The organism is Streptomyces sp. NBC_00425 (assembly GCF_036030735.1).
Lineage (GTDB): Bacteria > Actinomycetota > Actinomycetes > Streptomycetales > Streptomycetaceae > Streptomyces.
On sequence record NZ_CP107928.1, the window covers coordinates 8,482,044 to 8,507,396 of the forward strand.

At 72.7% G+C, this 25,353-nt stretch carries 17 protein-coding genes; 9 read left to right on the plus strand and 8 right to left on the minus strand.

The window, feature by feature from the left end:
* Positions 1 to 251: 251 nt before the first annotated feature.
* Both OHS82_RS37325 and OHS82_RS37330 read left to right on the plus strand, forming a co-directional pair.
* Positions 252 to 1,760 carry an FUSC family protein gene (locus tag OHS82_RS37325; protein ID WP_328435449.1) on the plus strand — a complete coding sequence of 503 codons (1,509 nt, stop codon included), beginning with the start codon at positions 252 to 254 and terminating at the stop codon, positions 1,758 to 1,760.
* Between the two features lie 188 nt (positions 1,761 to 1,948).
* On the plus strand, positions 1,949 to 2,995 hold the full coding sequence (locus OHS82_RS37330; RefSeq protein ID WP_057582580.1) for a lactonase family protein: 1,047 nt from the start codon (positions 1,949 to 1,951) through the stop codon (positions 2,993 to 2,995).
* 301 nt (positions 2,996 to 3,296) lie between these two features.
* Here OHS82_RS37330 and OHS82_RS37335 read toward each other — a convergent pair whose 3' ends face one another.
* Both OHS82_RS37335 and OHS82_RS37340 read right to left on the minus strand, forming a co-directional pair.
* Positions 3,297 to 4,220 (minus strand): sirohydrochlorin chelatase, encoded by a 924-nt coding sequence (locus tag OHS82_RS37335; protein ID WP_107105332.1) that lies wholly within the window; start codon positions 4,218 to 4,220, stop codon positions 3,297 to 3,299.
* A gap of 188 nt (positions 4,221 to 4,408) precedes the next feature.
* Positions 4,409 to 5,440, minus strand: coding sequence for an N-acetylglucosamine kinase (locus OHS82_RS37340; RefSeq protein WP_443061818.1), 1,032 nt, complete (start codon positions 5,438 to 5,440; stop codon positions 4,409 to 4,411).
* A 222-nt stretch (positions 5,441 to 5,662) separates the two neighbouring features.
* Between OHS82_RS37340 and OHS82_RS37345 the strand changes: the two genes are divergently transcribed.
* Positions 5,663 to 6,340, plus strand: a complete 678-nt coding sequence (locus OHS82_RS37345) for a uracil-DNA glycosylase (protein ID WP_057582577.1) — start codon at positions 5,663 to 5,665, stop codon at positions 6,338 to 6,340.
* Between the two features lie 165 nt (positions 6,341 to 6,505).
* On the opposite strand, the gene OHS82_RS37350 is transcribed toward OHS82_RS37345, so the two are convergent.
* Both OHS82_RS37350 and OHS82_RS37355 read right to left on the minus strand, forming a co-directional pair.
* Positions 6,506 to 7,528 (minus strand): LacI family DNA-binding transcriptional regulator, encoded by a 1,023-nt coding sequence (locus OHS82_RS37350; protein WP_057582576.1) that lies wholly within the window; start codon positions 7,526 to 7,528, stop codon positions 6,506 to 6,508.
* Between the two features lie 417 nt (positions 7,529 to 7,945).
* Positions 7,946 to 9,082: a GH12 family glycosyl hydrolase domain-containing protein gene (locus OHS82_RS37355; protein ID WP_057582575.1), complete on the minus strand. Its 1,137-nt coding sequence runs from the start codon at positions 9,080 to 9,082 to the stop codon at positions 7,946 to 7,948.
* Positions 9,083 to 10,094: 1,012 nt separating this feature from the next.
* Between OHS82_RS37355 and OHS82_RS37360 the strand changes: the two genes are divergently transcribed.
* Positions 10,095 to 11,879: a glycoside hydrolase family 6 protein gene (locus tag OHS82_RS37360; protein WP_328435450.1), complete on the plus strand. Its 1,785-nt coding sequence runs from the start codon at positions 10,095 to 10,097 to the stop codon at positions 11,877 to 11,879.
* A gap of 242 nt (positions 11,880 to 12,121) precedes the next feature.
* On the plus strand, positions 12,122 to 13,087 hold the full coding sequence (locus OHS82_RS37365; RefSeq protein ID WP_057582678.1) for an alpha/beta fold hydrolase: 966 nt from the start codon (positions 12,122 to 12,124) through the stop codon (positions 13,085 to 13,087).
* Between the two features lie 228 nt (positions 13,088 to 13,315).
* Here OHS82_RS37365 and OHS82_RS37370 read toward each other — a convergent pair whose 3' ends face one another.
* Positions 13,316 to 14,470, minus strand: a complete 1,155-nt coding sequence (locus tag OHS82_RS37370; protein WP_057582573.1) for a WD40/YVTN/BNR-like repeat-containing protein — start codon at positions 14,468 to 14,470, stop codon at positions 13,316 to 13,318.
* Between the two features lie 213 nt (positions 14,471 to 14,683).
* On the opposite strand from OHS82_RS37370, the gene OHS82_RS37375 reads away from it, so the two are divergent.
* The gene (locus OHS82_RS37375; RefSeq protein ID WP_328435451.1) at positions 14,684 to 15,265 is read left to right on the plus strand and encodes an Rv1733c family protein; all 582 of its coding nucleotides are present in this window, start codon (positions 14,684 to 14,686) and stop codon (positions 15,263 to 15,265) included.
* A gap of 112 nt (positions 15,266 to 15,377) precedes the next feature.
* Here the strand turns inward: OHS82_RS37375 and OHS82_RS37380 are convergent, their stop codons facing one another.
* Positions 15,378 to 17,609: a HEAT repeat domain-containing protein gene (locus tag OHS82_RS37380; RefSeq protein WP_328435452.1), complete on the minus strand. Its 2,232-nt coding sequence runs from the start codon at positions 17,607 to 17,609 to the stop codon at positions 15,378 to 15,380.
* Between the two features lie 63 nt (positions 17,610 to 17,672).
* On the minus strand, positions 17,673 to 19,316 hold the full coding sequence (locus tag OHS82_RS37385; RefSeq protein WP_328436152.1) for an acyl-CoA dehydrogenase family protein: 1,644 nt from the start codon (positions 19,314 to 19,316) through the stop codon (positions 17,673 to 17,675).
* 181 nt (positions 19,317 to 19,497) lie between these two features.
* On the opposite strand from OHS82_RS37385, the gene OHS82_RS37390 reads away from it, so the two are divergent.
* Positions 19,498 to 20,256 carry a PaaX family transcriptional regulator C-terminal domain-containing protein gene (locus tag OHS82_RS37390; RefSeq protein ID WP_057582571.1) on the plus strand — a complete coding sequence of 253 codons (759 nt, stop codon included), beginning with the start codon at positions 19,498 to 19,500 and terminating at the stop codon, positions 20,254 to 20,256.
* A gap of 93 nt (positions 20,257 to 20,349) precedes the next feature.
* On the opposite strand, the gene OHS82_RS37395 is transcribed toward OHS82_RS37390, so the two are convergent.
* Positions 20,350 to 21,168: a pectate lyase gene (locus tag OHS82_RS37395; protein ID WP_328435453.1), complete on the minus strand. Its 819-nt coding sequence runs from the start codon at positions 21,166 to 21,168 to the stop codon at positions 20,350 to 20,352.
* Positions 21,169 to 21,614: 446 nt separating this feature from the next.
* Here OHS82_RS37395 and OHS82_RS37400 point away from each other — a divergent pair, with 446 nt between their 5' ends.
* Entirely contained in the window at positions 21,615 to 22,925 is a 1,311-nt protein-coding gene (locus OHS82_RS37400; RefSeq protein WP_328435454.1) for an extracellular catalytic domain type 1 short-chain-length polyhydroxyalkanoate depolymerase, read from the plus strand.
* Between the two features lie 243 nt (positions 22,926 to 23,168).
* Positions 23,169 to 25,337: an RNA polymerase recycling motor ATPase HelR gene (gene helR / locus OHS82_RS37405; RefSeq protein WP_057582676.1), complete on the plus strand. Its 2,169-nt coding sequence runs from the start codon at positions 23,169 to 23,171 to the stop codon at positions 25,335 to 25,337.
* Positions 25,338 to 25,353: the final 16 nt, after the last annotated feature.

Consider the following 25,353-nt stretch of genomic DNA (forward strand, 5'->3'; position numbering starts at 1 on the left):
GCGACGACCCTGCCGCACCCGGCGGCCGGGACGGGAGGCGGGACCGCGTGGCCGAACGAGTGGACCGTTGGCCGGCCCGCGGCCTCGGCGGACCCGGCACGACTGTGCCATTGGCGCAGTGTTCCGGACGCCGGTTGAACCATTCGCCCCTCTGATGTTGAGATGACCCCGTCGATGGCGCTGCGGACTCCGCGGCGCCTTTTCCGTGTCGTCGGCGTCGGCGCATTCGGGTGGGGAAAGGGCGGGGCAGCTTGCTGAAGAGGGCTTTCGTGGCGCCGGATCCGGGGCGGGTACGGCTGCGGTTCGCCTCCCGGGCCGTGCTCGGCGTCGGGCTCGCCGTCGCCCTGTGCGGAGCGGCCGGGCACACCCTGACGGCTGCCGTCACGGGAGGGCTGGCCGCGCTGCTGGCCCTGTTCACGGTGACCGACCCGACCGTGCGCGGTCAGGCCGTGACGACGGCGCTGCTGCCCGTCGTCGGGCTGCCGGTGCTCACCCTCGCGGCTGTCCTGCACGACCTCCCCCTCGCCCGTGACCTGGCCTTCCTCGCCGTCGTGGGCGCCGGGGCCTACGCGCGTCGGTGGGGCCCGCGCGGACACGCGCTCGGGGTGTTCGCCTTCATGACCTACTTCGCCGCGCAGTTCCTCCACACGGTCCCCGCCCGGCTGCCGGAGCTCTGCGCGGCCGTGCTGCTGTCGCTGGCCGCCTCGTCCGCGGTGCGGTTCGGGGCGTGGTGCTACGAGCGGCGCTCGCCCGCTCCGCCGGCCGTCGCTCCGCCGGCCGGCGGCCGCGGGCTCGCGCGCGTCACGACCCGGCAGGCCGTCCAGGCGACCGTGGGCGCCGCGCTCGCCCTGTTCGTCGGGCAGTCGCTCTCCGACCAGCGGTGGTACTGGGCCGTGGGCGCGACCTGGTGGGTGTTCGTGAACACCGCCTCGCGCGGGGAGACGCTGGTGCGCGGGTTCCGGCGGTTCCTCGGGACCGTCCTCGGGATCGCGCTGGGACTCGTGGTCGCCGTACCGCTGCACGGAGAGCCCGTGGCGTCCGCCGCGGTCGTCGGCGTCGGCGTCTTCGGGATCTTCTACACGGCCGCCGTCTCCTACACGTGGATGATGCTCTCCGTCACGGTCATGGCCAGTGCCCTGTACGGGCTGCTGGGCCTGCTCGACCCGGCGCTGCTCGCCCTGCGGGCGGCCGAGACGGCGGTGGGCGCGCTGGGCGCCGTCCTGGCGGTGCTGCTGGTGCTCCCGGTGACGACGCACTCCGTCACCGACGCGTGGGTCGAACGCGCGCTGCGCTGCGTGCACGCCTGCACGGCCGAGGCGGCCGCGCGGCTCGCGGGCGCGGCGACCGCGGACCCGTCCCGGCGCGTGGCCGAACTCGAACAGATCCTGGCCCGCGTCCGGATGTCGCTGGCCCCGCTCGTGCATCCGCTCAGCCCCCTGCGCGCCCGCAAGGACCGGGCCCGGAACGTGCTCGCGCTCCTCGACGACTGCGCCCGCGAGGTGCGCGGCCTCGCCGCGGTCGCCGCGGACCCGCAGGCCTCGCACGACGCCCGGCTCGTCGCCGCGTGCCGGCGGGTGGAGGCCGCGGTCGAGGCGCTCACCGTCCCGGCGGCTGCCGGGAGTCGCCCCACGGCGAACGGCGTCGCCCCGTCCGCCGCGCCGGCCGAGCCGGTCCTGGCCCACCTGCACGCCCTGGAACGCGCGCTCCTCGAACTCGCCGTCCCCCTGCGCCGCACCGGCCACGTTCCGGCCGGCGCCTGACACGCGCGAGCTCACGGCCGGCGGCGGGTGCGGGCCGGCGCGGCGCCGGAGGCTGCGACGGGCCCCGCGAGGGCGGCATCGCGGGCTGCGCTCAGCACGCCTGGTCTAGACCGCTGGTGATCGACTGCTACCGTCACCCCCGAGCGGCAGCGTCAGCAGCGACAGCGGCGACCCGGGAGGCGACAGCGGTGGCAGACCTCGGCGGAAGACGACGGCGGGCGTTCATCGGCTCGTTCACGGCGGCGGGAGGGCCCGGCATCGTGGTCGCCGACGTGGACCGGGCCAGTGGCGCCCTGACCCTCGTGAGCAGCGTGAACGGCGTCCCGGACCCCTCCTACCTGGCCCTGTCGCCCACCGGCGGGACGCTGTACGCGGTGAGCGAGACGACGGACGGCGCGGTGGCCGCGTACCGGGTGACGGGCGACGTGCCCGAACAGGCCGGGCCACCGGTGCCGGTCGGCGGCAGCGGACCCACCCACCTCAGCGTGTTCGACGGCCACGTCCTGACCGCCAACTACGGCTCCGGGAGCGTCACCGCCGTCCCGGTCAGGGCCGACGGCACTCTCGCCCGCGTCGCCTCCGGCATCCTGCGCCACACCGGCTCGGGCCCGCACACGCGGCGCCAGCAGGCCCCGCACGCCCATCATGTGCAGCCCGACCCGAGCGGCCGGTGGGCGGTCAGCGTGGACCTCGGCACCGACTCGGTGCGGGTCTGCGCGCTGCGTGACGGCGCACCCGTCCTGCACCGGGAGCACGCCCTGCGCCCCGGGTCGGGGCCGCGCCACCTGGCCTTCCACCCGGCGGGCCGGCACGCCTACGTCGTCAACGAACTCACGCCGACCGTCACCGTCTGCCGCTGGGACGCGGCGGAGGGCTCCCTCAAGCCGCTGGCCGAGGCCGCCGTGCTGCCCGGCGCGCCGACCGGGGACGCCTACCCCTCGGGCCTCGTCGTCTCGCCCGACGGCCGCTTCGTGTGGGTCGCCACCCGTGGCGAGGACGTGCTCTCGGTGTTCGCCGTCGAAGCCGAGGGCGAGGTGCTGCGCCTGGTCGGGACGGTGCCCTGTCACGGGCGGTGGCCGCGGGCCGTCGCCCTCGCCGACGCCGGAGACTTCCTGTACGTCGCCAACGAGCGCTCCGGCGACGTCACCTGGTTCACCCTGGACCCGACGACCGGCCTGCCTCGCCGCGCGGGCTCCGTCGCGGTCCCCGCCGCGTCCTGCGTCGTCCTCGGCTGACCGGTCCTCGGCCGCCCCGGTCCCGCGCCGCACCGGCCCCGCGCTGTCTCGTTCGGCGCGCTGCCTCGTCGTGCGCCGCCCCGGTCCTCGGCTCACCCGTCTCCGCCTCGGCCCGCATGCCGACGGGGCCGTTTCGGCAGGGGAGTCGGTGAGCTGCCTCGGGGTTCCTGCGCGAGCGGCGGGTATGCACCCACCGCCCGGGGCCGGTCGTCCGGTCCGCCCGCGGAGCGTGACGCGAGAAAGGCCCCCTCCCGGATGGGAGAGAGCCTCTCGTCGGCGTCCTGCGGTGGTGCCGGTCGGTTCAGCGGACGGGCGCACCCTGCTGCTGCGGCTGTGCGATGCCGAGAGCCGTCGTGTACTTGGCGAGCGCGAGCTTGCCGATGGCCGGGTAGGGGCCGAGCGCGTCGGCGGCGGGGCAGCCCGCCTCCTTGGCCGCCTCCTCGATCAGCGTGCCGTCGATCTCCGGGCCGATCAGGTACGGCGCCAGCGCCAGCTGCTGGGAGCCGGAGGAGCGCAGCTGCTCGGCGACGGAGGCGATGGAACCCTCCTGGTCGAGCGCGGCGGCCATCACCGGAACGGCGAGACGCGCGGCGAGCAGCATGCCGGTGATGCCGGCGGCCTGCACGGCCTCCTCGCCCCCCACAGAGGCGAGGATGATGCCGTCCGCGGCCGTCGCCACGGTGAACAGCCGGGCGCGGTCGGCGCGGGCCAGACCGGCCTCGGACAGCCGCACGTGCAGCGCCTCGGCGAGCAGCGGGTGCGGGCCGAGCACATCGGTCAGCTCGGCCGCGATCCGGCTCTCCATGACTGCCTGGCGGACCTGGCGCAGCAGGGCGCTGTCCGGACCGGCCAGCAGCGGCACGACCACCGCGACCGGGCCGTCGGGCTCCTTGACGTCCAGACCGGCGGCGCGGGCCTGCTCGAAGCGCGCGGTGCGCTCCTCGGCCGCGTACGTCAGCACGGACTGCAGGGTGGGGAACTCGGCGTCGTCCCCGTCGAGGTAGCCGATGCGCGCGTCGAGGCCGGGGAGCTCGGAGCGGGCGATGCTCACGACCTCCTCGGCGAGACCGCGGGTGGCGACGCTCGGCGTGCCCGGCACCGCGAGGACGAGCGCGGGCGCGCCCTCGGGAGCCGCCAGCGGCTCGGGTCGGCGGTGCCGCCCGGGCTGGCGAGGTCGCGGCATTCGTACTGGCAGGCCGGACGCGGGCCCAGTGGGGGAGCTCATGGCGACGCATGTTACTGGCTTCCTGGGCTCCCCTGTTCGGGGAGGGTGCACGTGAGCGGTATCCGTCCGGTTTTGTCTGATGAGTTACGTACGGATCAGAAGTGATCAGCGTGTTTTCCAGGCGACTTGCCCTCGAAGGGGGTAATCCCCCTTTTGGGGCATGACGTACGTTCCCTACGCGCAATGCATTACACGGACGACAGCACCGACAGCAGTGTCTCTTCATGCGGCAACCCCGCGGCACCCGTCGCCAGGTCGACGGCGATGCGCACGGCGCCGTCCAGCGGGTCGCCCTCGGCCGGCGTCCGCAGGGCATGCGGCAGCCGTCTCGCCAGTTCGTCCTCCAGGGGGACGAGGAGGGGGTCGCCCAGGGCGAACAGGCCCCCGGTGAGCGCGATCCGGGGCTCGCCCCCCGACGGGCAGACGGCGGCGGCCGATTCCGCGATGTGCCCGGCCGCCGTGTGCAGGATGCCCCCCGCCACCGGGTCGTCCTGCGCGCACCCGGCCACCGACGGCGCGAACGAGGCGAGGACGGCGGGCCGGTCGGTGCGCGGGTACAGCTGTCCGGGCAGCCCGGCCATCGGGCCGAACCGCTCCTCGGCGCGCGCCAACAGCGCCGCGGATCCACCGGGGCGTCCGTCGTGGGCCCGCAGCGCGGCCTCCAGCCCGGCCCGGCCGATCCAGGCGCCGCCCCCGCAGTCGCCCAGCAGATGTCCCCAGCCGTCCGCCCGCCGCCAGGCCGTCAGATCCATGCCGACCGCGATCAGACCGGTGCCCGCGGCCACCACCGCTCCCGGGTGTGCCCCGAGCGCCCCGGCGTAGGCGGTGACGGCGTCGGCGGCCAGCGCGGTCGTACGGACGCCGAACTCCCGCGCCAGGGCGGAGGGGAGTTCGGCGCGCAACGCGTCGCCCAGGCCGGCGAGGCCCGCCGCGCCGACGACCGCGGTGGTCGGCGGCGGGGCGCCGGTCTCGGCCGCCAACACCCTGACCAGCGGCACCAGTTGATCCATCAGATGCGCCGGGTCGATGCCCCGGGCCCCGGTGCGCACGGGCACCGGGGACGAACGCCGGCCCAGCGCACCCCGGCCCGCGGACCCCAGAGCGACCCGCAGTCCAGAACCGCCGGAATCCACGGCGAGGATGCCCGTACCGGCGTCGGCGAGGATGCCCGTACCGGCGTCGGCGTGGAAGTCCGCGCTCGGCCCGGCGCCGTAGGTCACGGCGGACGCCGGACCGAGGGCTGACCCCCCGGCCGGACCGGCGCGCTGGTCGGCATGCTCCCGTTCGATGTCGGTGCTCCTTCCCGGAGAGCGGCCGCGCGATCCGCCTCAGTGGCCGGACGGCCTCGGCGAGGAGGATGACCAGCGCCGGGGGCGGCGTCCGCGGGCGAGGGGTTCTGTGTCTGTGCGGGGGCGGGTTGTGTGCCAGTAGGGTGACGCATCGTGGCACCACGACCTCTGCATGAACTTGTTGAAGCGGGCTGGGCGAAGGCTCTGGAACCCGCGGCCGAACGCATCGCGGCCATGGGGGACTTCCTGCGGGCCGAGATAGCGGCCGGGCGTACCTATCTGCCGTCCGGGGCGAACGTTCTGCGGGCCTTCCAGCAGCCTTTCGACGACGTCCGCGTTCTGATCGTCGGCCAGGATCCCTACCCGACGCCGGGCATGGCGATCGGGCTCAGCTTCGCGGTCTCGCCGGAAGTGCGGTCGTTGCCGGGGAGTCTGGAGAACATCTTCCGGGAACTGCACACCGACCTCGAACTGCCCAGGCCGTCGAACGGCGATCTGACGCCCTGGACCGAGCAGGGCGTGCTGCTGCTCAACCGGGCGTTGACGACAGCTCCTCGCAAACCGGCCGCGCACCGCGGCAAGGGCTGGGAAGAGGTCACCGAGCAGGCGATCAGGGCGTTGGCCGGGCGCGGCAAGCCGCTGGTGTCCATCCTGTGGGGGCGTGACGCCCGCAATCTGCGACCACTGCTGGGCGATCTTCCGGCGATCGAGTCCGCGCACCCCTCCCCGATGTCCGCGGACCGCGGCTTCTTCGGCTCGCGACCGTTCAGCAGGGCCAACGAACTGCTGCTGCGGCAGGGCGCCGAGCCCGTGGACTGGCGACTGCCGTAGGCCGCCGGACACCGGGGCGAGCACCGATTGGGAGCGCTCCCGAATCGCCGCCGCCCCGGTGTGGCCGTCGGTCACCCCGCGCCAGGGCGCCAGGGCGCGAAGGCATGCGCAGGGACCCGGGCTTGCAGGCCGCACGCCGTCGGCGGGCGGTGGCTTGGGGTCTCGTCAGGCTGATTCACGGACCACCAGGTCCGTCCGCAGGATGACATGGCGGTAGGCCACCGACGGCTCCTCCAAGTCCTCCAGCAGGAGCCGGATCATGGCCCGGCCCATCTCCTCCAGCGGCTGACGCACCGTGGTCAGGCGTGGCGTGGTGCGCTCAGCCAGCGGAAAGTCGTCGAAACCGATCACCGCGACGTCCTCCGGTACACGCCGCCCCGCGTCTCGGAGCGCTCTCAGCGCGCCGGCGGCCGTGGTGTCCGACGCGGCAAGGACGCCGTCGATCTCCGGGTGCTGCTCGATCAGGCGGGCCATGGCGCGACGCCCGCTGTCCTCCGTGAAGTCGCTCTCGGCGACCAGGGAAGGGTCGCTGTCCAGGCCGGCCAGTGCCAGAGCATCCTGGTAACCGCGCAGTCGGCACCGGGCGACGTACATGTCCAGCGGCCCCGTCACGGTGGCGATCGCCGTGCGGCCCTGTGACAGCAGGTGGGAGACGGCACTGCGGGCACCGCCCACATTGTCCGCGTCCACGTAGCTGACGTACTCGTCGCCCGAGCGGCGCCCCAGCATCACGGTCGGCAGCCGCGCCTCGGCGAGCATGTCGGGCAGCCGGTCCCCCGCGTGCACGGACATCAGCAGGACTCCGTCGACCCGGCCGCCGCGCGCGTACTCCAGGAACCGCTGCCGCTCGTCGTCCGATCGGACCAGGGTCAGCATCAGCTGCATGCCAGTGTCCGTCAGCGCGTCGCCGAGCGAACGGACGATCTCCGAGAAGAAGGGCTCCGCGAACACCCGCCAGTCGGGCTCCGTCAGCACGAGAGCGACGGCGTCGGTTCGCCGCCCGGCCAGGGAGCGGGCCGCGAGATTGGGGACGTACCCCAGTTCCGCGATGGCCTGCTGTACGGATCGGCGCGTCGAGTCCTTGACGCCGGCCGCGTTGTTGATGACGCGGGAGACCGTGCCCCGCCCCACTCCGGCGTGAGCGGCCACCTCTTCCAGCGTCGGCGTGTCGGGCCGTCGCCTGCCCATGACCACCTCCCCCAAGAGATCACCGATCTTACGGGCCGACGGAACCGGGCACACGGCTTCCGCGTATGCCCCGTGCATTGTCGGCCATGACGGCGTCTGGTTCGTGTGGTTCATCAGTGATTGCGTTGCGGGCTTGTCGCCGGCTCGGGCCTTGCGTACCGGCCGGAGGTCCGGCGGCCAGCGTCCGGCGTCCGGCGGCCAGCGTCCGACGTCCGGCGTCCGACGTCCGGGGGAGAGCGAGCGGGACCCGCACCGTCGGCACGGAGGCCTGACGGGCGGGTCCCGGGTGGGCGGACAGAGACGTCATGCCTCGGGTCCGGTGCGTGGTCGGCGGTCGGCGGTCGGTGGGCGGCGGGCGATGGGCGATGGGCGATGGGCCGGACGGTGTCTGAGGTCGGGTTAGGCGTTCCGCAGGCGTCAGGCGGTGGTGCAGGCAGTGCCGTTGAGGCTGAATGCGGCCGGCTTGACGAAGCCGCCGCCGTAGGAGGCCTGGAACCCGAACGACACCTGGCCGCCCGGTGCGATGCTCGCATTGTGCGCCGCGTTGGTGGCCGTCACCGCTCCCGAGGACGGCGAGATGCCGGCGTTCCACGCGTTGGTGACCTGTTGTCCGGAGGGCAGCGTGAAGGCGAGATTCCAGCCGTTCACCGGGGAGGAACCCGTGTTGGCCACCGTGACGTCGGCGGTGAAGCCGCCCTGCCACACACTCGTGTTGTAGGCCACCCTGCACGCCGCGGGACCGCTGGGGCCGCCCGGGCCGCCGGGGGTGCTGCCGCCGAGGTTCACGGCCGAGGAGAACGACGTCACCGCCAGACCCGCGCCGTTCTGCCAAGGCTCGAAGCCGGCCTGAATGCTCGTCAGATACCAGTCGTTCTGGGCGAGTCCGCGGGAGACGGCGTTCCGGGCGAAGTCCATCACGTCGAAGCTCCAGCTGTCGATCGCCGACGGAGCCACGAAGGACAGGACGTCGTTGGTGCCGTTGTTGCCGGACCACACCTGCCACTGGCGTCCGGCGACCGTGGCGGACCCCACCGGAGATCCCACCGGCTGCACCGCCCCCACGCGGTTGAACCAGATCATGATCTCGGTACGGTTCACGCCGTCGGTGCGGGGTGTCGGGTCCAGCCAGATGTCGTAGGCGGCGTCATAGGCCGCACCGCTCACGTAGCTGTAGGAGATGCTCGTGGGGGCGTCGGAGACGGTGTTGAGCCGGGCGGGGAGGTTCGTGCCGGGCGAACAGTTGGTGTAGTGGCAGCCGTTGTACACGGACGGGTAGGACTTCGGAGCGCCGTTCGTGGGGACGGAGCCGTCGGCCTGGGCGATCCTGAAGCCCGAGTCCGTGACGGTGATGCACTGCGGCGCACTCGTGCCCCAGCGGTTGTTCTGTACGACGTAACGGCCCTTGATCGTGGTGGAGCCGAACGTCTCGCAGATCGTCGTGTCGGCGTGGGACGCCGAAGCGCCGGTGAGGAGTGCGGCCAGCGCGGCGAGTGAGGTGAGCAGCGCACCGAACAGGGCGCGCACCCTGCGGGCTTGGAGAGGTGACGGTTGCATGAGGGTCCTCCGCGACGGGTGTGGGGGCCAGGCGCCAGGAGTGCCCCACCGATTGGGAGCGCTCCCATCCGTTCTCCGCTGGGACTGTAGGAGAGGATCATGCCCCTGACAAGTGGTGGGGTGGGGGTGTCTCGGGCGATGTGGGGGCGAAGGTCACCGAGCGGTCCAGGTGACGTGCTGCGCAGCGCGTACGTCAGGGGCTCCGTGCGAGCGGGGTACGCGGCGGTCGCGCCGACGTTCTCGTTGTGCTGCGGTCACCGCTGCGGGCCACACCCCGCTGGGCGGTCCTCGGTTTATGTCCGGGATCCATGAACTGGTTCCTCCTTGCGGCTTGCGGCTTGCGGCTTGCGGCTTGCGGCTTGCGGCTTGCGGCTTGCGGCGGCGTGCGGCTCGGGGAAGGGCTGAGTCCTGTTCAGTGGGAGCGCTCCCATAATGGGGATGCGGGTAGTGGAGGTCAAGAAGCTTGAAGAAGTGAATGCACAAAACGGCTTCGTTCAAAGAAAGTTGAACGTCCCCCTGTTGCAACCGCGCCACTCGGCGCTAACTTCCATCGCACCAGTGGGAGCGGTTCCACACAGTCACGTGCCGATCACGGCGCGTCGAGCTGAGAGGAGTCGCTCATGCGACACGCCCCACCATCACGGCACTCACCCGCCGCAGGCGCAGACGCGCTCGTCGTCATGCCGGCCGTCCCGATGACTCCGCCGCAGGGAACCACACGCCCTTGTGCGGTGGAGCGCATCGTCGCCGGTCAGGGAGCCAACGGCTGCCGAGGACGCGCGCAACGCCAACCGCTCTGCTGAGCGGAACACTCGGCGGACCAGGTCCCGACGTGTCGTCGACGACCGCGACCGGCCCCGTCCGGGCCGGCACCGAGACACCGGACGCTCCATGACCCGTTCCCGGTCTCCGCCCACGACGCTGCGCCTACGTCGTGGGGCACGAAGCCGCGCGATCACCTGCGCGCGCTCATCCAGTGGAGAGATCCCCGAAGCAGAAGGAACCCATTCTCATGAGTCGCACCAACATCTCGTTGCTCGCCGCGCTGGCGCTGTTGACCGGAGCCTCAGGGGCTGCGCTCCTCACGGCGCCGGCCGGGGCCGCCGCCTCCGTGCCCTGCACGGTGGACTACAAGGTGCAGAACCAGTGGGACACCGGCTTCACCGCCGCAGTGACAATCACCAACAACGGTGCCGCCAAGTCGAGTTGGTCGGTGAAGTGGTCGTATGCCGGCAACCAGAGGATCAGCAACGGCTGGAACGCGAAGGTCACCCAAAGCGGGACCGCCGTCACCGCCGCCAACGAGAGTTACAACGGAGCGCTCGGCTCCGGCGGTTCCGTCAGCTTCGGCTTCCAGGCCGCCTACAGCGGCACCAACGCCATCCCGGCCACCTTCAGTCTCGACGGCGTGACCTGCAACGTCGACGACGGAAGCGGATCGGGTGGGGGCACCGGAGGCGACACGGGCGGAGGCACGGGCGGCGGTACCGGAGGCGGCGACACCGGCGGAGGCACCGGAGGCAACGACGGCGGTGGCACGGACGGCCGCGTCGCGAACCCCTATGTCGGGGCCAAGGGCTATGTGAATCCCGAGTGGTCGGCCAAGGCCGCCGCCGAGCCGGGCGGCAGCCGCATCGCCGACCAGCCCACCGCCGTCTGGCTCGACCGCATGGCCGCGATCAACGGTGTCGCCGGCGGCATGGGCCTGCGCGCCCACCTGGACGAGGCGTTGAAGCAGAAGGGCTCCGGCGAAATCGTCGTCCAGCTGGTCATCTACGACCTGCCGGGCCGTGACTGCGCCGCTCTCGCCTCCAACGGCGAACTCGGACCGAACGACCTCGCCACGTACAAGAGTCAGTACATCGACCCGATCGCCGCGATTCTGGCCGACCCGAAGTACGCGGGCCTGCGGATCGCCACGGTCATCGAACCCGACTCGCTGCCCAACCTGGTCACCAACGCCGGCGGTACCCCCACCACCACCGACGCCTGCGTGACCATGAAGGGCAACGGCAACTACGAGAAGGGCGTCTCCTACGCCCTCGACAAGCTCGGCGCCCTCGCGAACGTCTACAACTACATCGACGCCGGCCATCACGGCTGGCTCGGCTGGGACAGCAACCTCGCCCCGTCGGTGCAGGAGTTCGCCAAGGTCGCCACGACCAACGGCGCGAGCGTGCACGACGTGGCCGGGTTCATCGTCAACACCGCCAACTACAGCCCGGTCAAGGAGCCCAACCTCAAGGTCACCGACACGGTGAACGGTCAGACCGTGCGCCAGTCGAAGTGGGTCGACTGGAACCAGTACGTGGACGAGCAGTCGTTTGCGCTGGGACTGCGGGACAAGCTGGTCGCCGCCGGGTTCGACTCCGGCCTCGGCATGCTGATCGACACCTCCCGCAACGGCTGGGGCGGCGCCGCCCGGCCCGCCGGCCCGGGCCCGACGACCTCGGTGGACGACTTCGTCAACGGCAGCCGGATCGACCGGCGCCTCCACGCCGGCAACTGGTGCAACCAGAGCGGCGCGGGACTCGGGCAGCGGCCCACCGCGGCTCCGGCAGCAGGCGTCGACGCCTACGTGTGGGTGAAGCCGCCGGGGGAGTCCGACGGCAACAGCGCGGCCGTCCCCAACGACGAGGGCAAGGGCTTCGACCGCATGTGCGACCCGACCTACGGCGGTAACGCCCGCAACGGCAACAACCCCACGGGGGCGCTGCCGAACTCGCCGCTGGCCGGCCACTGGTTCTCCGCCCAGTTCCGGCAGCTGATGCAGAACGCCTACCCGCCGCTGCCGTAACCCCTGACCCCTGACCCCTGACCCCTGATCCCTGATCCCTGACCCCTGACCCCTGACCCCTGACCCCTGACCCCTGACCCTTGACCCTCTGACGCGGTGAACGTCTGCCGGGCCCGGCCTCGTTGAAGGGCCGGGCCCGGCGGCCGCCCCCGCACCGGGGGCGGCCGCACGTCGTCCTTGTGCACCCCGTCCCCCCGTGGGACGCCGGCCGCCCCGAAATCGGCGAACGTATGCTGCTGCACATGGTTGAGCACCGAATGATCGACGTGAACGGGATCCGGCTGCACATCGCGGAAGAGGGAGAAGGCCCCCTGGTGGTCCTCCTGCACGGCTTCCCGGAGTCATGGCACTCCTGGCATCACCAGTTCGGTCCCCTGAGCGCCGCAGGCTTTCGTGTGGTCGCCCCCGACCAGCGTGGATACGGTCGCAGTGACCACCCCGACGACGTGACCGCGTACAGCATCCTCCACCTGGTCGGGGACGTGGTCGGGCTGATCCGTGCGCTGGGTGAGGAGAAGGCGTACGTCGTCGGCCACGACTGGGGCGCACCGGTCGCCTGGCACACCGCGCTGCTGAGGCCGGACGTGGTTCAGGGGGTGGCGGGGCTCAGTGTGCCGCCGCCGTTCCGAGGGACGGAGCCGCCGCTCGCCGCCATGGAGAGGATGTTCGACGGCAGGTTCTACTGGAACTACTTCAACCAGCCCGGCGTTGCGGATGCGGAGTTCGCGAAGGACCCGCGCACGACGCTGCGGAAGTTCTTCTTCATGGCCTCCGGCGACGCCCCCGGTGCCGGCGAGGGGAAGCAGCCGCTGATCGAGCCTGGGCGGGGATGGCTGGAGACGATGCCCGATCCCGAGATCCTGCCGGAGTGGTTCACCGAAACCGACCTGGACGTGCTCACCGACAGCTTCTCCAAGGGCTTCACCGGCGCGCTGAACTGGTACCGCAACCTCGACCGGAACTGGGAGCTGACGGCTGCCTGGCACGGGGCGGTCGTGAACGTGCCCGCGCTGTATGTGTACGGGGACCGGGATCTGGTGCCCGCGTTCCCGGGGACGCCCGAACTCATCGCGGCGCTGCCGGACTTGATGCCGAATCTGCGGCGCGAGCCGGTGAGGCTGGAGGGATGCGGACACTGGACGCAGCAGGAGCGGCCGGCGGAGGTGAACGCGGCGCTCCTGAACTTCCTCACCGACCTCCGGGGCTGACCGGGCCCGGGTTTGCCCAACCGGCTCAGCGTCCGGCGCGGGCACGGTGATACCGCGAAGGCCGGACCGCACTGGTCAGGGGTGCCTGCACCGGCGCCGGCACCGGCTACGGCGCCGAGATGGCCGTCCGCGCCGTCCCCGGCGCCTGCGAGGCCGCCCGGGTCGCCGTCCACGCGGACGTCACTCCCTGCACGACGGGGGTCTACGACCGGCGCGATCGTCTCCTTCTCATCCGATCACCGCGGCGCGTACGCACAGCACGTCAGGCAGGTGGGAGGCCACCTGCTGCCAGCTGTCCCCGTCGTCCGCCGACGCGAACACCTCGCCGTTGCGGTTGCCGAAGTACACGCCGGCCCGTTCCGCGACGTCGTCGGTGCACAGCGCGTCCCGCAGGACGGTTCCGTAGTGGTCCCCCTGAGGCAGGCCCGCGGAGAGCGGCTCCCAGCTCCTGCCCGCGTCCGCGGTGCGGAAGACCCGGCAGCGGCGGTCGGCCGGGACCCGGTCCGCGTCGGCGTTGATCGGGAACACGTACGCCGTGTCCCCGAGGGTGGGGTGCGCGGCGACGGCGAAGCCGAACGTCGAGGGCAGGCCCGGGCCGATGTCGGTCCACTGCCCGCCCGCGTCGTCGCTCCGGTACACGCCCCAGTGGTTCTGGAGGTAGAGACGGTCCGGGTCCGCCGCGTCCCTCGCCACCTTGTGCACGCACTGGCCGAACTCCGGGTTCGGATCGGGCAGGAACACCGCGGAGACACCCGAGTTGGCGGGGGCCCAGTTCGCCCCGGCGTCGGCTGTGCGGAACACGCCGGCCGTCGACACGGCCACGGTCACCGATCGCGCGTCGCGCCGGTCGGTGAGGATCGTGTGCAGGCCTTCCCCGCCACCGCCCGGCACCCACCGGGAGCGCGTCGGGTGTTCCCACAGCGGGCGGACCAGTTCGAAGCTCTCGCCGCGGTCCTCCGAGCGGTAGAGCGCCGCCGGCTCGGTGCCCGCGTAGACCACGTCCGGTTCGGCCGCGGCCGGGTGCAGCTGCCACACCCGTTCCAGCGAGGCCCCGGTGTCCTGGGGGAACTTGACGGCCGGCGCGGCCGGTTCCGTCCACGTCCGGCCGAGGTCGTCGGAGTGGAACACCGACGGGCCCCAGTGCGCACTGTCGCCGCCGGCGAGCAGCCGCGGGCGGTCGCCGCGGGTGTCGAGGGCGACCGAGTAGATCGCCTGTGCGTTGAAGTAGGGGGCTTCGTCGAACTCCCACGCGCCACCGCGCCGACGCCCGACGAACAGGCCTTTGCGTGTGCCCACGGCGAGCAGTACCTCGGTCATGCCGATCACCTCCGCTGCGTCTTCGACGCCTTCGTCCCAGACACCGGCCAGTCTGCACCCCGCCACTGACAGTCACCTCCGGAAACCTCGTCGTCGCAGGTCACTGCGGCCCTGACGGTCCTGTGCCGCTGACTTTCGGCCACCTCCGCCCGGACACCCGCGGGCAGAGCGGAAGCCGTGGGACGGCCGGCATGCGGATTCGCCCTGAGCATCGGGCCCGCCCGCCCCGTATGGGAGGGCGGCTGGGATGTACATGTGCTCATGAGGAGGATGCCTTCGATGGCGTTCCGTGGTCCGAAGGTGTGGCTGTGGCGCTGGCGGCGCAACCCGCTCAAGCGCCGCGCCGACATGGTGGAGTCCTGGGTCGTGCTCGGCGTGTGGGCGCTGACCGTGCTCGCCGGCGTCCTTGCGGGGTGGGCGACGGCGGGGTCCGTCGAGGACGGCCTCGCGCGCGAGCGCGTCGAGTGGCGGCCTCTGATGGGCCGTCTGACCGACCGGGCCCCCGGCAAGCCCGCCGCGAGCGGGTCCGCGAGCGGCGACCGGGTGTGGGCGAAGGCGGGCTGGACGGGCCCGGACGGCTCCGCGCACACCGGCCAGGTGCGGGTCGGCCCGGGCAGTGCCGCCGGTACGCCCGTGACGGTCTGGACGGATACCCGGGGCCGCATGGTGACCGAACCCGTCGGCGCCGCCCAGGCCCGGCTGCGCGCGTCCCTCGTCGGCGGTGTGGCCGGCCTCGGCGTGGCGACGCTGCCCTTCGCGGGCGGCCGTGTCCTGCGCGGTCGCATGGAACGCCGCAGAGTCGCCCAGTGGGACGTCGACTGGGCCCGCTTCGACGCGCTGCGGGGGCGTCCGGCGAGCTGACCGCCCGACGCGGCGGGGAGGCGGGCGGGAAGGCGCGTGCGGTTCCCCCGCCCCCCCCGCCCGCCGCCCCCGCCCTCGCAGGGAAGCGGCACGGGCCGCTCCGCCGTCCCTCCTACGTTCTCTCCACCACCCCGCGGCACAGTCGCAGCAGTTCCTCGTCCGTGGGGATGTCGTGGCTGCCGTGCCCGCCGGGGCGGACGGTGTGACGGCGGGGAGCGGCGAGTTCCGTCGCGGCCAGGTCCCGCAGGGGGGCGGCTCGGGAGCCGAGGGACGTGAGGCAGGCGGCGACGGCCGGGCGGGAACGGGGATGCTCCGTCCAGGCGAGTCGCAGCGCGGTGACGACCGTGGCGTCCGCCTCTCCGGTGATCTCGCAGACGGCGCACGCGGCGGCCGTGCCCGCCCTGCCGTCGTCCGTCTCGACCGTGCGGCGCAGTGCACGCAGCGCCGTGCGGGCGCCGGGGCCGAGCAGGGACAGCGAGTGTGCGGCGTGTGCCCGGTGCGGGGCGTCCCCTCTCGCCAACTCCCGCAGGAACACCGGCAGGACGGCGGCCGGGTCGCCCTCGACGGCCCACAGGGCGTCCGCCGCCGCGAGTGCGTGCTCACCGTCCAGCAGGGCGCGCAGCGCGGGGGCGGCCTCGCGGGCGGCCGCGCCGAACGCGGCCACGGCGGCGAGCGCGGCCGGTACGAGGCGTTCCCCGGCGGCGGTACGGGCGCCGTTCAACAGGCGCAGCACCGAAGGCAGGGACTCCGTGTCGCGCAGTGCCCGCAGCGTGGACAGCAGGGGCGTCGCCGGGCCGGGCGCCTCCAGGGGCACGGCGGCGAGCGCCTGCCGCACGGCCGGCGCGAGAGGAGCCGCCCGGGCGCCGAGCGCGGCGACCGCCGCTCCGAGGTCCCGGGGGACGACCGGACCCGCCACCACCTTGGCGAGCAGGGGCACGGCCCGCGGGTCTCCGGTCAGGGTCAGGGCGTGGAGCGCTCGGCCGAGCAGGGGAGCCTCGCGGGGCCATCGCTGTACCCAGCGGTCGGGGCGCGCGACGGCCAGCGCGTGGAGTCGGTCGGCGGCCGGCGCGGCCAGCGCGAAGAGCTCGGCGAGGACGGCCACGGTCGTGTCGCGCAGCCGCCCCTGCTCCTCCTCGGCTTCCCGGGTCGACAGCTGCTCGCCGAGCAGGGCCACCGTGCGGCTGTGGTCGCCGCGCCACTCACGCACCAGCGCGGCGGCCAGCAGCACGGCGTTGCACCGGTCGACGGGGCCCGCACCCGTCAACTGGCCGTGCAGCAGCGCGATCCGGTCGGCCGGCCGGTCGTCGAGCGCCGTGTGCAGGGTGCGCAGCAGGCGGTTCCCCTCCTCGTCGGAGGGACGCAGCCGCCGTATCCGGTCGACGAGGGAGTGCACGGCGGCCGCGCCCGCCGCTCCCGGGCGGCACGGTCGGTCGGCGGAGCGTTCGTCGAGCAGGCGCAGAACCATGGGCACCAGATCCGCCGGGAGCCGTTCGGGCGCGCAGACGGCGAGTTGGCCCAGCGCGGCGAGCCGCGGTCCCGGCCCGTGGTCGGGGCCGCTCCGCGCGACGAGGAGGTCCAGGGCCTCTGCCGCCCTGTCCGGATGCCGTCGCGCGAAGTGACCCAGGCACTCGACCAGGGCGACGACCAGCCGCTCGTCCCGCTCGAGCGCGAGGCGCTCGCGTAACAGCCCCAGGACGCGCGGGGGATCGTCGAGGAACCGCACCACGGCCGTGGCAGCCGCCCGACGGACCCTCGGGTCGACGTCCGCGGCCAGCCGGACGAAGACCTCCGCCCCCGCCCGAACGGCCGCCTCCGCGCCCGCGCCCGCCTGGACGGCTTCCGCACCCGTGCCCGCCCGGACGGCCGCCTCTGCGCCCGCGTCCGCTTGGGCGGTTGCTTCCGCGCCGGCGTCTGCCTCGCCTGCCGCTTCCGCGCTCAGGGTCGGCTCGCCCGCCGACTCCGCCCCAGCCCGGACGGCCGCTTCCGCGCGCGCGGCCGCCCGGGCGGCCGGATCGGCCGCCGCGACCGCCGGCTCGGCGGGCGTGCCCTCCCCGATGCTCACCAACAGGTCGAGCAGAAGGCCCCGTTCCGGTACCTGCTCGTCCGCGGCCAGCGCGAGTAGAAACGGAACGCAGGCGAGCGTCGAGTCGTACACCCGCCCCTCCCGGTGCACCGCGCCGTACATGCGGTCCAGGGCGGCCGCCCTCGCGACCGGCTCCGCGGAGGTGAGGCCGCGGAGCAGTCCCGGCACGTCCCGGGCACTGCCGTGCGCGTGACGCAGTGAGGCCCAGTCGACCTCGTCGATCCCCGTGAACACGTTGTCCTCCCCCGGACGAAGTGCCATAAGTGCCAACTGATCACGAGTCTGCACCACTTCACCGACAACGAAGCGGAATCGAGCGATGACTCACAGGCGGCAGGAACCGGCCGGAAGGCTCCGCTCGAGGATTCCGTCGAGATCGGCGCCGTCCGGCAGGGTGCCGAAGGCGTGCCCCCAGTCGCCGTCCAGCCGGGTCGCGCAGAAGGCGTCGGCGACGGCCGGCGGGGCGTACCGGACGAGGAGGGAGCCCTGCAGGGCGAGTGCCATGTACTCGACCAGCCGGCGGGCGCCGACCGGCGTCGCCTCGCCCAGCCGCGTGCGCAGCCGTGCCACGGCCGCGTCGAGACGGGCGTCCGCCCCGTGTGCCAGGGCGAGTTCGCCGAACAGGGCCTCCGCGGTCGCCGGCTCACGGGTCAACGCCCGCAGCACATCGAGGGCGTTGACATTGCCCGAACCCTCCCAGATCGACAGCAGGGGCGCTTCGCGGTAGTGCCGGGGCATGCCCGAGTCCTCCACGTAGCCGTTGCCGCCGAGACATTCCAGGGCCTCCGCGGTGAAGGCCGGCCCCCGCTTGGTCACCCAGTACTTGCCGACGGCGGTCGCGATCCGCCGGAAGGCCTGCTCACCGGCGTCTCCGCGCACCGCGCGGTCGGCCGCGCCCGCGAGCCGCAGCGTGAGCGTGGTGGCGGCCTCCGACTCCAGCGCCAGATCGGCCAGGACGTTGCGCATCAGCGGCTGGTCGAGCAGCCGTGCCCCGAACGCGCTGCGGTGGCGCACATGGTGTCCCGCCTCGACGAGCGTCTTGCGCATCAGCGTCGCCGACATCATCACGCAGTCCAGCCGTGTGCAGTTGACCATCTCGATGATGGTCTTGACGCCCTGTCCCTCCGGCCCGACCAGCCAGGCCACGGTCCCGTCGAACTCCGGCTCGGAGGAGGCGTTGGAGCGGTTGCCGAGTTTCTCCTTGAGGCGCTGGACGCGGAACGCGTTGCGCGTGCCGTCGGGCAGCACGCGCGGCACGAGGAAGCAGGACAGGCCGCCGGGCGCCTGGGCCAGGACCAGGAACAGATCGCACATCGGGGCCGACGTGAACCACTTGTGCCCGCGCAGGGTGTACAGCCCGGGCTCCGCAGTCGGGGTGGCAGCGGTCGTGTTCGTGCGGACGTCGGAGCCGCCCTGCTTCTCGGTCATCCCCATGCCGGCGAGCAGCCCGCGCTTCTCGGCAGGCGGTCGCAGCCCCGGGTCGTACGTCCGGCCGGTGAGCAGCGGCTCGTACACGGCGGCGAGATCCGGCCGACGTCGCAGGGCGGGGACGGCCGCGTACGTCATCGACGTGGGGCAGCCGTGCCCGGCGTCCGTGTGCCCCCACGCCAGACCTCCCGCCGTGCGCGCCACGTGGGCGCCGGGCCGGTCGTCGGCCCACGGAGCCCCGGCCAGCCCTTCGGCGACCGCGACCCGCATCAGCTCGTGCCAGCTGGGATGGAAGTCGACCTCGTCGACGCGATGGCCGTACCGGTCGTGCGTGCGCAGCACGGGTTCGTGCCGGTTGGCCAGCTCGCCCCACTCCTGCGCCTCGACGCCGCCGGCCAGCAGACCGATCCGGCGCACGTCCGCCTCCGCCCACCCCGCGCCCTCCCGGCGCAGCCCCTCCAGCAGGGCGGCGTCCTCGGAGGCGTCGTACGGGGCGAGCGGCGGCGGCTGATTCGTCACCTCGTGCGTCACCTGGGACAAGACGGGCGACGGAGGCGCCGACTGCGACTGCGACTGCGACTCCGCCTGCGTCCGATCGTCTCTGTGGCTCTGGCTCTGGCTCTGGCTCTGGGCGAGTGTCTGGGACATGCGGACCATGTTGCACTTCCTCGACAGTCGCAGCAATAGTGCAATATCCGGAGCGCACGTACAGTACGGCCCTATGCGGAGCAACGTGTCGGCGCAGTCCGGTGAGGTCGAGGTCGACCTGCCCCCGTTGTCCGCGCGGTCGGTGGTCCTGAGCCTGCTGCTGGGTTCACACCCGCCCGAACTGGCCGCGAAGGACCTGGTGCGCGGGGTGGAGCCGTTCGGCGTCGGCGGCTCGACGGTGCGGGCGGCGCTGAGCCGGATGGTCGCGGCCGGCGATCTGCGCCGGACGGACGGGGTCTACCGTCTGAGCGAGCGGCTGCTGGAGCGTCAACGACGCCAGGACGACGCCCTGCACCCGCACACGCGTGCGTGGGACGGCGACTGGGAGATGGCCGTGATCACCGCGACCGGTCGCGGCCCGGCCGAGCGCGCCGAACTGCGCAACCGGCTGAGCGCTCTGCGTCTCGCCGAGCTCCGCGAGGGCGTCTGGCTGCGGCCGGCGAATCTGAGCCGGTCCTGGCCGGCGGAGCCCGACGCCGTTCTGCAGCACTTCGTCACGCGGCCTTCGACGCCGGCCCGTGACCTGGTCGTGAGCCTGTGGCCGCTCGGTGCGTGGGCGCGGACGGCCCGGGGGCTGCTGGCCCACGTCGAGCGGTCGCGAAGGCCCGCCGACCGGTTCACGGCGCTCGCGGCGGTGGTGCGGCATCTGCTGGCCGACCCGGTGCTGCCCGCCGATCTGCTGCCCGCCGACTGGCCGGGTCCGGTTCTGCGCACCGCGTACGAGCGGTACCGGCGCGAGATCGTCGCCACGGCGTCCGGGCCGGGCCGATAGGTGGGGCGGCCGTGCGGAGCGTCGTGCGGGGATGCTCCGTACGGCCGCCGTCTCACCGTGGGGGGTCGTGGGGGAACCGTGGGCCTGACGGGCCTACCGGTAGGTGATGTCGGACGACGAGTACTTGCAGTACGTGCCGTCCGCGTCGCTGCCGTTGGTGGTCGGCTCCTTGCCGGTGTTGTTGCCGATGTACTTCTGGCAGGGAGTGATCTTCTTGCTGCTGTCCCCGACGATGGTGATCTTCCTGAGCGTGGCGCTGTCGCCGTAGTTGGTGTTGATGCCGACGAGCTTGTTGCCCTTGTACGTCGCCTCGATGGTGTTCAGATTGATCGTGCGCTTGTACTGGCCGCTCTTGCAGTTGCCGCAGCTGCGCACGAAGGTCCCGAAGTTCTTCACGGCGAAGTTGGAGACGTTCAGCGTTCCGGCGCCGTTGAACTGGAACACCTTGTCGCTGGCCTCCTTCGCCCCGCCGCCGGAGACGGTGTAGACGTTGGACGACGAGGAGCCGAGGAAGGTCGCCGCGTCCTCGCCGACGTCCTCCCACCAGACGTTCTGCAGGGTGCAGCTGCCGAGGCAGTGGATGCCGTCGGCGGCGGGCGCGCCGATGATGACGTTCTTCAGGACGGCGCCGGGCTTGAGCTCGAGGATCGGGTCCTGGTCCTCGTTCTGCCCGCCGCTGCCGAGGTCGCCGCTGCCGTAGAGGCGCTGCATCCCGTAGTCCTTGGTGCCGGAGACCGAAATGGTGGCGGTCACCGCCTTGCTGCTGGTGGGGGTGGGCCAGGTGGCTGCGCTCGCGGGGGTGAGCGCCCCGCTAGTCATGATCATGCCAACCGTGAGGCCGATGGCGGCCAGCCCTCCGGTGAGTGCGCGCCCTCGGGCGCGAAGTGGTGCGGAAGTTGTCGGTGAAGTCATGTCCCGATGCCTTCTTCCAAGCGGTGAGGGATCAAGTATGTGAATGACTTACGTTCATCTGAACGACTTGATCGAACAGTGCGCCCGTTGTGGGGTCCAGCTGAGCGGCTCGGTCACACTGCTGAACGGAACGTAGGGGGCAAGCGCTTTCTAGTCAATGTCTTGCGCAGAACGCGTTCCGGCCGTCGGGGTGCTCCCCGGTCAACTCCGGAGGGTGCGCGGGTCGTGGGGTGGGAGCGCTTCCATGACGACCATGCGCGTGCCACTATGCGAGGCGAACGCGGCCTTCGACGCTCCGGACGGCAGCCGGATTTGTCGACCCGGGCCGACCTGTCCCGGCGGGCCTGCCGTTGCCTTCTGCCGCTGTCCGCCCTTCGCCGTTCGCCGTTCGCCTGTCGAGCACCCCGCACGACGTCCCCGAGCCGCTACCAGAAAGGGACAGCCACATGAGCGATCGGGTCAACTCCCTCGGCAGGGCGCTGAGCCCCCTGTTAGGCGCCCTCCTGCTCCTGCTCACGGCCACCGTACTCACCGCTCCCGCCGCCTCCGCCGCGCCTCCGCTCGCCGCGCCGGTGCCCGCCGCCACGCTGACCGAGGTCACCGGGTTCGGCGCCAACCCCAGCAACCTCCAGATGTACGTCTACGCGCCGGCCGGCGTCACCGCGCACCCGGCCGTACTCGTCGCGGTCCACTGGTGCGGAGGATCCGGACCCGCGATGCACTCCGGCACCGAGTACGCCCAACTGGCGGACCGGTACGGGTTCGTGATCGTGTACCCGTCCGTCACCCGCAGCAGCAAGTGTTTCGACGTCTCGTCGCCGCAGGCGCTCAGGCGCGGCGGCGGCAGCGACCCCGTCGGCATCAAGTCGATGATCGACTGGGTGACCGCCGCGTACGCGGCCGACACCGCCCGCGTCTACGCCACCGGCATCTCCTCCGGGGCGATGATGACCAACGTCCTGCTCGGCGACTATCCCGACGTGTTCGCCGCCGGGTCCGCCTTCTCCGGCGTCCCCTTCGGCTGCTTCGCCACGACCGACGGCTCCGAGTGGAACAGCGCCTGCTCCGGCGGCACCGTCGTGCACACCGCGCAGGAGTGGGGCGACCTCGTCCGGGGGGCCTATCCCGGCTACACCGGAACGCGGCCGCGCATGCAGGTGTGGCACGGCACCGCGGACGACGTGCTGCGCTACCCCGACTTCGGCGAGGAGATCAAGCAGTGGACCAACGTCCGGGGCGTGAGCCAGACCCCGGCCGCCACGGACTCGCCCGCCTCCGGCTGGACCCGTACCCGCTACGGCGGCACCGGTGACCAGGCCCCGGTCGAGGCCGTCAGTCTGCAGGGGGTCGGGCACAACCTGTACGCCTGGGGCATGGCCGCCCGCGTGCTGACCTTCTTCGGCCTGGACACCGCCGGACCCACCCCGCAACCGCAGCCAACGGGCTGCGCGGTGACCGCGACGACCAGCGCCTGGAGCACCGGTCTGACCGCCTCCGTGACCCTCACCAACACCGGGTCGAGCGCGATCGACGGCTGGCGGCTCGGCTTCACGCTGCCCTCCGGCCAGACCATCACCAACGGCTGGGGCGCCACGTACGCGCCGGTCTCCGGAGCGGTCACCGCCACGAACGCGGCTTACAACGGCACCCTCGCCGCCGGTGCGAGCGTCACGATCGGTTACCAGGCGGACCACACCGGAAACAGTGCCGCACCGGGTTCCTTCACGCTCAACGGGGCTTCCTGCGCGCGGAGTTGACGTCTCCAGGGCGGCCGGTGCGTCCGGCCGCCTCCGGGGCACGCGTACGATCTCAGAAGTCCGGAGAAACCGCCCGACCACGATGGGCGAAAAAAGAAGGGCAACGGAGGAACGGCACTCCTTGCCACTCTCAACGTATAGCGCACCCGGGGGCTTGCGGCAAGGCCCCCGTCGTCCCGCAGAATCGCAGGCCGAGGCCCGAACCTGCGGAAATGAGTGATCTACGAAGTGCATGTCGACCACATGACCCCCTCGACCGCCGGCGCGTTCGACCTTCCCGACCGGCTGTCCGCCAAAGCCGACCCGAAGCTGATCGCCCGCGACGAGCAGCACTTCGCGGCGATCGCGGAGAGCCTCGAGCAGACGATCGCCGAACTCTCCGCCCGTCTCGACGCCGAGCGCCGCAACCCCGGCGGCCTCGGCCGGGAGGCGATGGACCGCGACCAGGAGATCCACCGGCTGACGGGCCGGCTGCGCTCCCTGAACCGCTTCGGCCTGGACCTGTGTCTTGGACACATGGTCGGTGCCGACGACCCCGAGCCCCTGTACGTCGGACGCATCGGCCTCACCGACAGCACGGGCCGCCGGCTGCTGATCGACTGGCGTTCCCCGGCGGCCGCGCCGTTCTTCGCGGCCACGCACGCCGATCCCATGGGTCTGGTGAGCCGCCGCCGCTACCGCTGGACCCGCGGTCGGATCAGTGACTACTGGGACGAGGTGTTCACCGCCGACGGGCTCGAAGGGCACGCTGCGCTCGACGATCAGTCCGCCTTCATCGCCAGTCTGGGCGGCCGGCGGTCGGGCCGGATGCGCGACGTGCTCGCCACCATCCAGGCCGACCAGGACGCCGTCATCCGCGCCGGGTCGCGGGGGGCGCTCGTCGTCGACGGAGGTCCGGGCACCGGGAAGACCGTCGTGGCCCTGCACCGCTCGGCCTACCTCCTCTACTCCGACCCCCGCCTCGGGCACCGTCGGGGCGGAGTGCTGTTCGTCGGCCCGCACCGTCCCTACCTGGCCTATGTGGCCGACGTCCTGCCGAGCCTCGGCGAGGAGGGCGTGCAGACCTGCGTCCTGCGCGACCTCGTCACCGAGGGGGCCGATGCCGCGGTCGAGGCCGACCCCACGGCGGCCCGGCTGAAGTCGTCCGCGGACATGGTGAAGGCGATCGAGACGGCCGTCCGTTTCTACGAGTCGCCGCCGACGGAGGGGATGACGGTCACCGTCTCCGATGCCGACGTATGGCTCAGCGCCGACGACTGGGCCGAGGCGTTCGACGCGCCGTCGCCGGGCACCCCGCACAACGAGGCGCGCGACCTGATCTGGGAGGAACTGGTCACGATCCTGCTGGACAAGCACGGCGGCGACGTCGCGCCGGAGCTGTTCCGCAAGGCGCTGCGGCACGACCGCGAACTGGTCGGCGCCCTCAACCGGGCGTGGCCGCTGCTGGAAGCGGCCGACCTGGTCGGTGACCTGTGGTCGGTGCCGGCCTACCTGCGGATGTGTGCCCCCTGGCTCACCCCCGAAGAGGTGCGCGGCCTGCAGCGGGCGGACCCGCAGGCCTGGACGGTGTCCGACCTGCCGCTCCTGGACGCGGCACGCCAGCGGCTCGGCGACCCGAAGGAGGCCCGGCGCAAGGTCCGGCACAAGGCCGTCCTCGCCGCCCAGCGCGAGCGCATGACACAGGTCGTCGACAACCTGATCGCGGCCGTGGCCGACTCCGGGGCGGACGGTGACGACGGCGAAGGCCTGGTGACCATGCTGCGCGGCGAGGACGCCCAGGTCAGCCTGGTCGACGAGAGCGAACTGGCCACCGCCGACCCGGACCTGCTGGCCGGCCCGTTCGCCCACATCGTGGTGGACGAGGCGCAGGAGCTGACCGACGCGGAGTGGCAGATGCTGCTGCTGCGCTGCCCGTCCCGGAGTTTCACCATCGTCGGGGACCGTGCCCAGGCCCGGCACGGGTTCACGGAGTCCTGGCAGGAACGGCTCGAGCGCATCGGGCTCGACCGGATCACCGTGGCGTCCCTGACCGTCAACTACCGGACGCCGGAGGAAGTGATGGCGGAGGCCGAACCGGTCATCCGGGCCGCGCTTCCGGACGCCAACGTCCCGACCTCCATCCGCAGCAGCGGCGTCCCCGTCGTCCACGCGGACGTGTCGGAGCTGGAAGCGGTCCTTCAGACCTGGCTCGCGGAGCACGACGACGGGATCGCCTGCGTCATCGGCGACCCGACGTTCCGGCCGACCTCGCGGGTGCGGTCGCTGACGCCGGAGCTGTCGAAGGGGCTCGAGTTCGATCTGGTCGTCCTGATCGATCCGCAGACCTTCGGAGCGGGCGTCGAGGGAGCGGTCGACCGTTATGTCGCGATGACCCGGGCCACCCAGCGACTGGTCGTCCTCACGAGCTCCTGACACGCTCTGCCGTCGC

Excerpts from the sequence above, each read along its gene's own strand:
- OHS82_RS37335 (WP_107105332.1), bottom strand. The coding sequence starts at position 4,220 with ATGAGCTCCCCCACTGGGCCCGCGTCCGGCCTGCCAGTACGAATGCCG.
- OHS82_RS37350 (WP_057582576.1), bottom strand. The coding sequence starts at position 7,528 with ATGGGCAGGCGACGGCCCGACACGCCGACGCTGGAAGAGGTGGCCGCT.
- OHS82_RS37355 (WP_057582575.1), bottom strand. The coding sequence starts at position 9,082 with ATGCAACCGTCACCTCTCCAAGCCCGCAGGGTGCGCGCCCTGTTCGGT.
- OHS82_RS37360 (WP_328435450.1), top strand. The coding sequence starts at position 10,095 with ATGAGTCGCACCAACATCTCGTTGCTCGCCGCGCTGGCGCTGTTGACC.
- OHS82_RS37365 (WP_057582678.1), top strand. The coding sequence starts at position 12,122 with ATGGTTGAGCACCGAATGATCGACGTGAACGGGATCCGGCTGCACATC.
- OHS82_RS37375 (WP_328435451.1), top strand. The coding sequence starts at position 14,684 with ATGGCGTTCCGTGGTCCGAAGGTGTGGCTGTGGCGCTGGCGGCGCAAC.
- OHS82_RS37380 (WP_328435452.1), bottom strand. The coding sequence starts at position 17,609 with ATGGCACTTCGTCCGGGGGAGGACAACGTGTTCACGGGGATCGACGAG.
- OHS82_RS37390 (WP_057582571.1), top strand. The coding sequence starts at position 19,498 with ATGCGGAGCAACGTGTCGGCGCAGTCCGGTGAGGTCGAGGTCGACCTG.
- OHS82_RS37395 (WP_328435453.1), bottom strand. The coding sequence starts at position 21,168 with ATGACTTCACCGACAACTTCCGCACCACTTCGCGCCCGAGGGCGCGCA.
- OHS82_RS37400 (WP_328435454.1), top strand. The coding sequence starts at position 21,615 with ATGAGCGATCGGGTCAACTCCCTCGGCAGGGCGCTGAGCCCCCTGTTA.
- helR (WP_057582676.1), top strand. The coding sequence starts at position 23,169 with ATGACCCCCTCGACCGCCGGCGCGTTCGACCTTCCCGACCGGCTGTCC.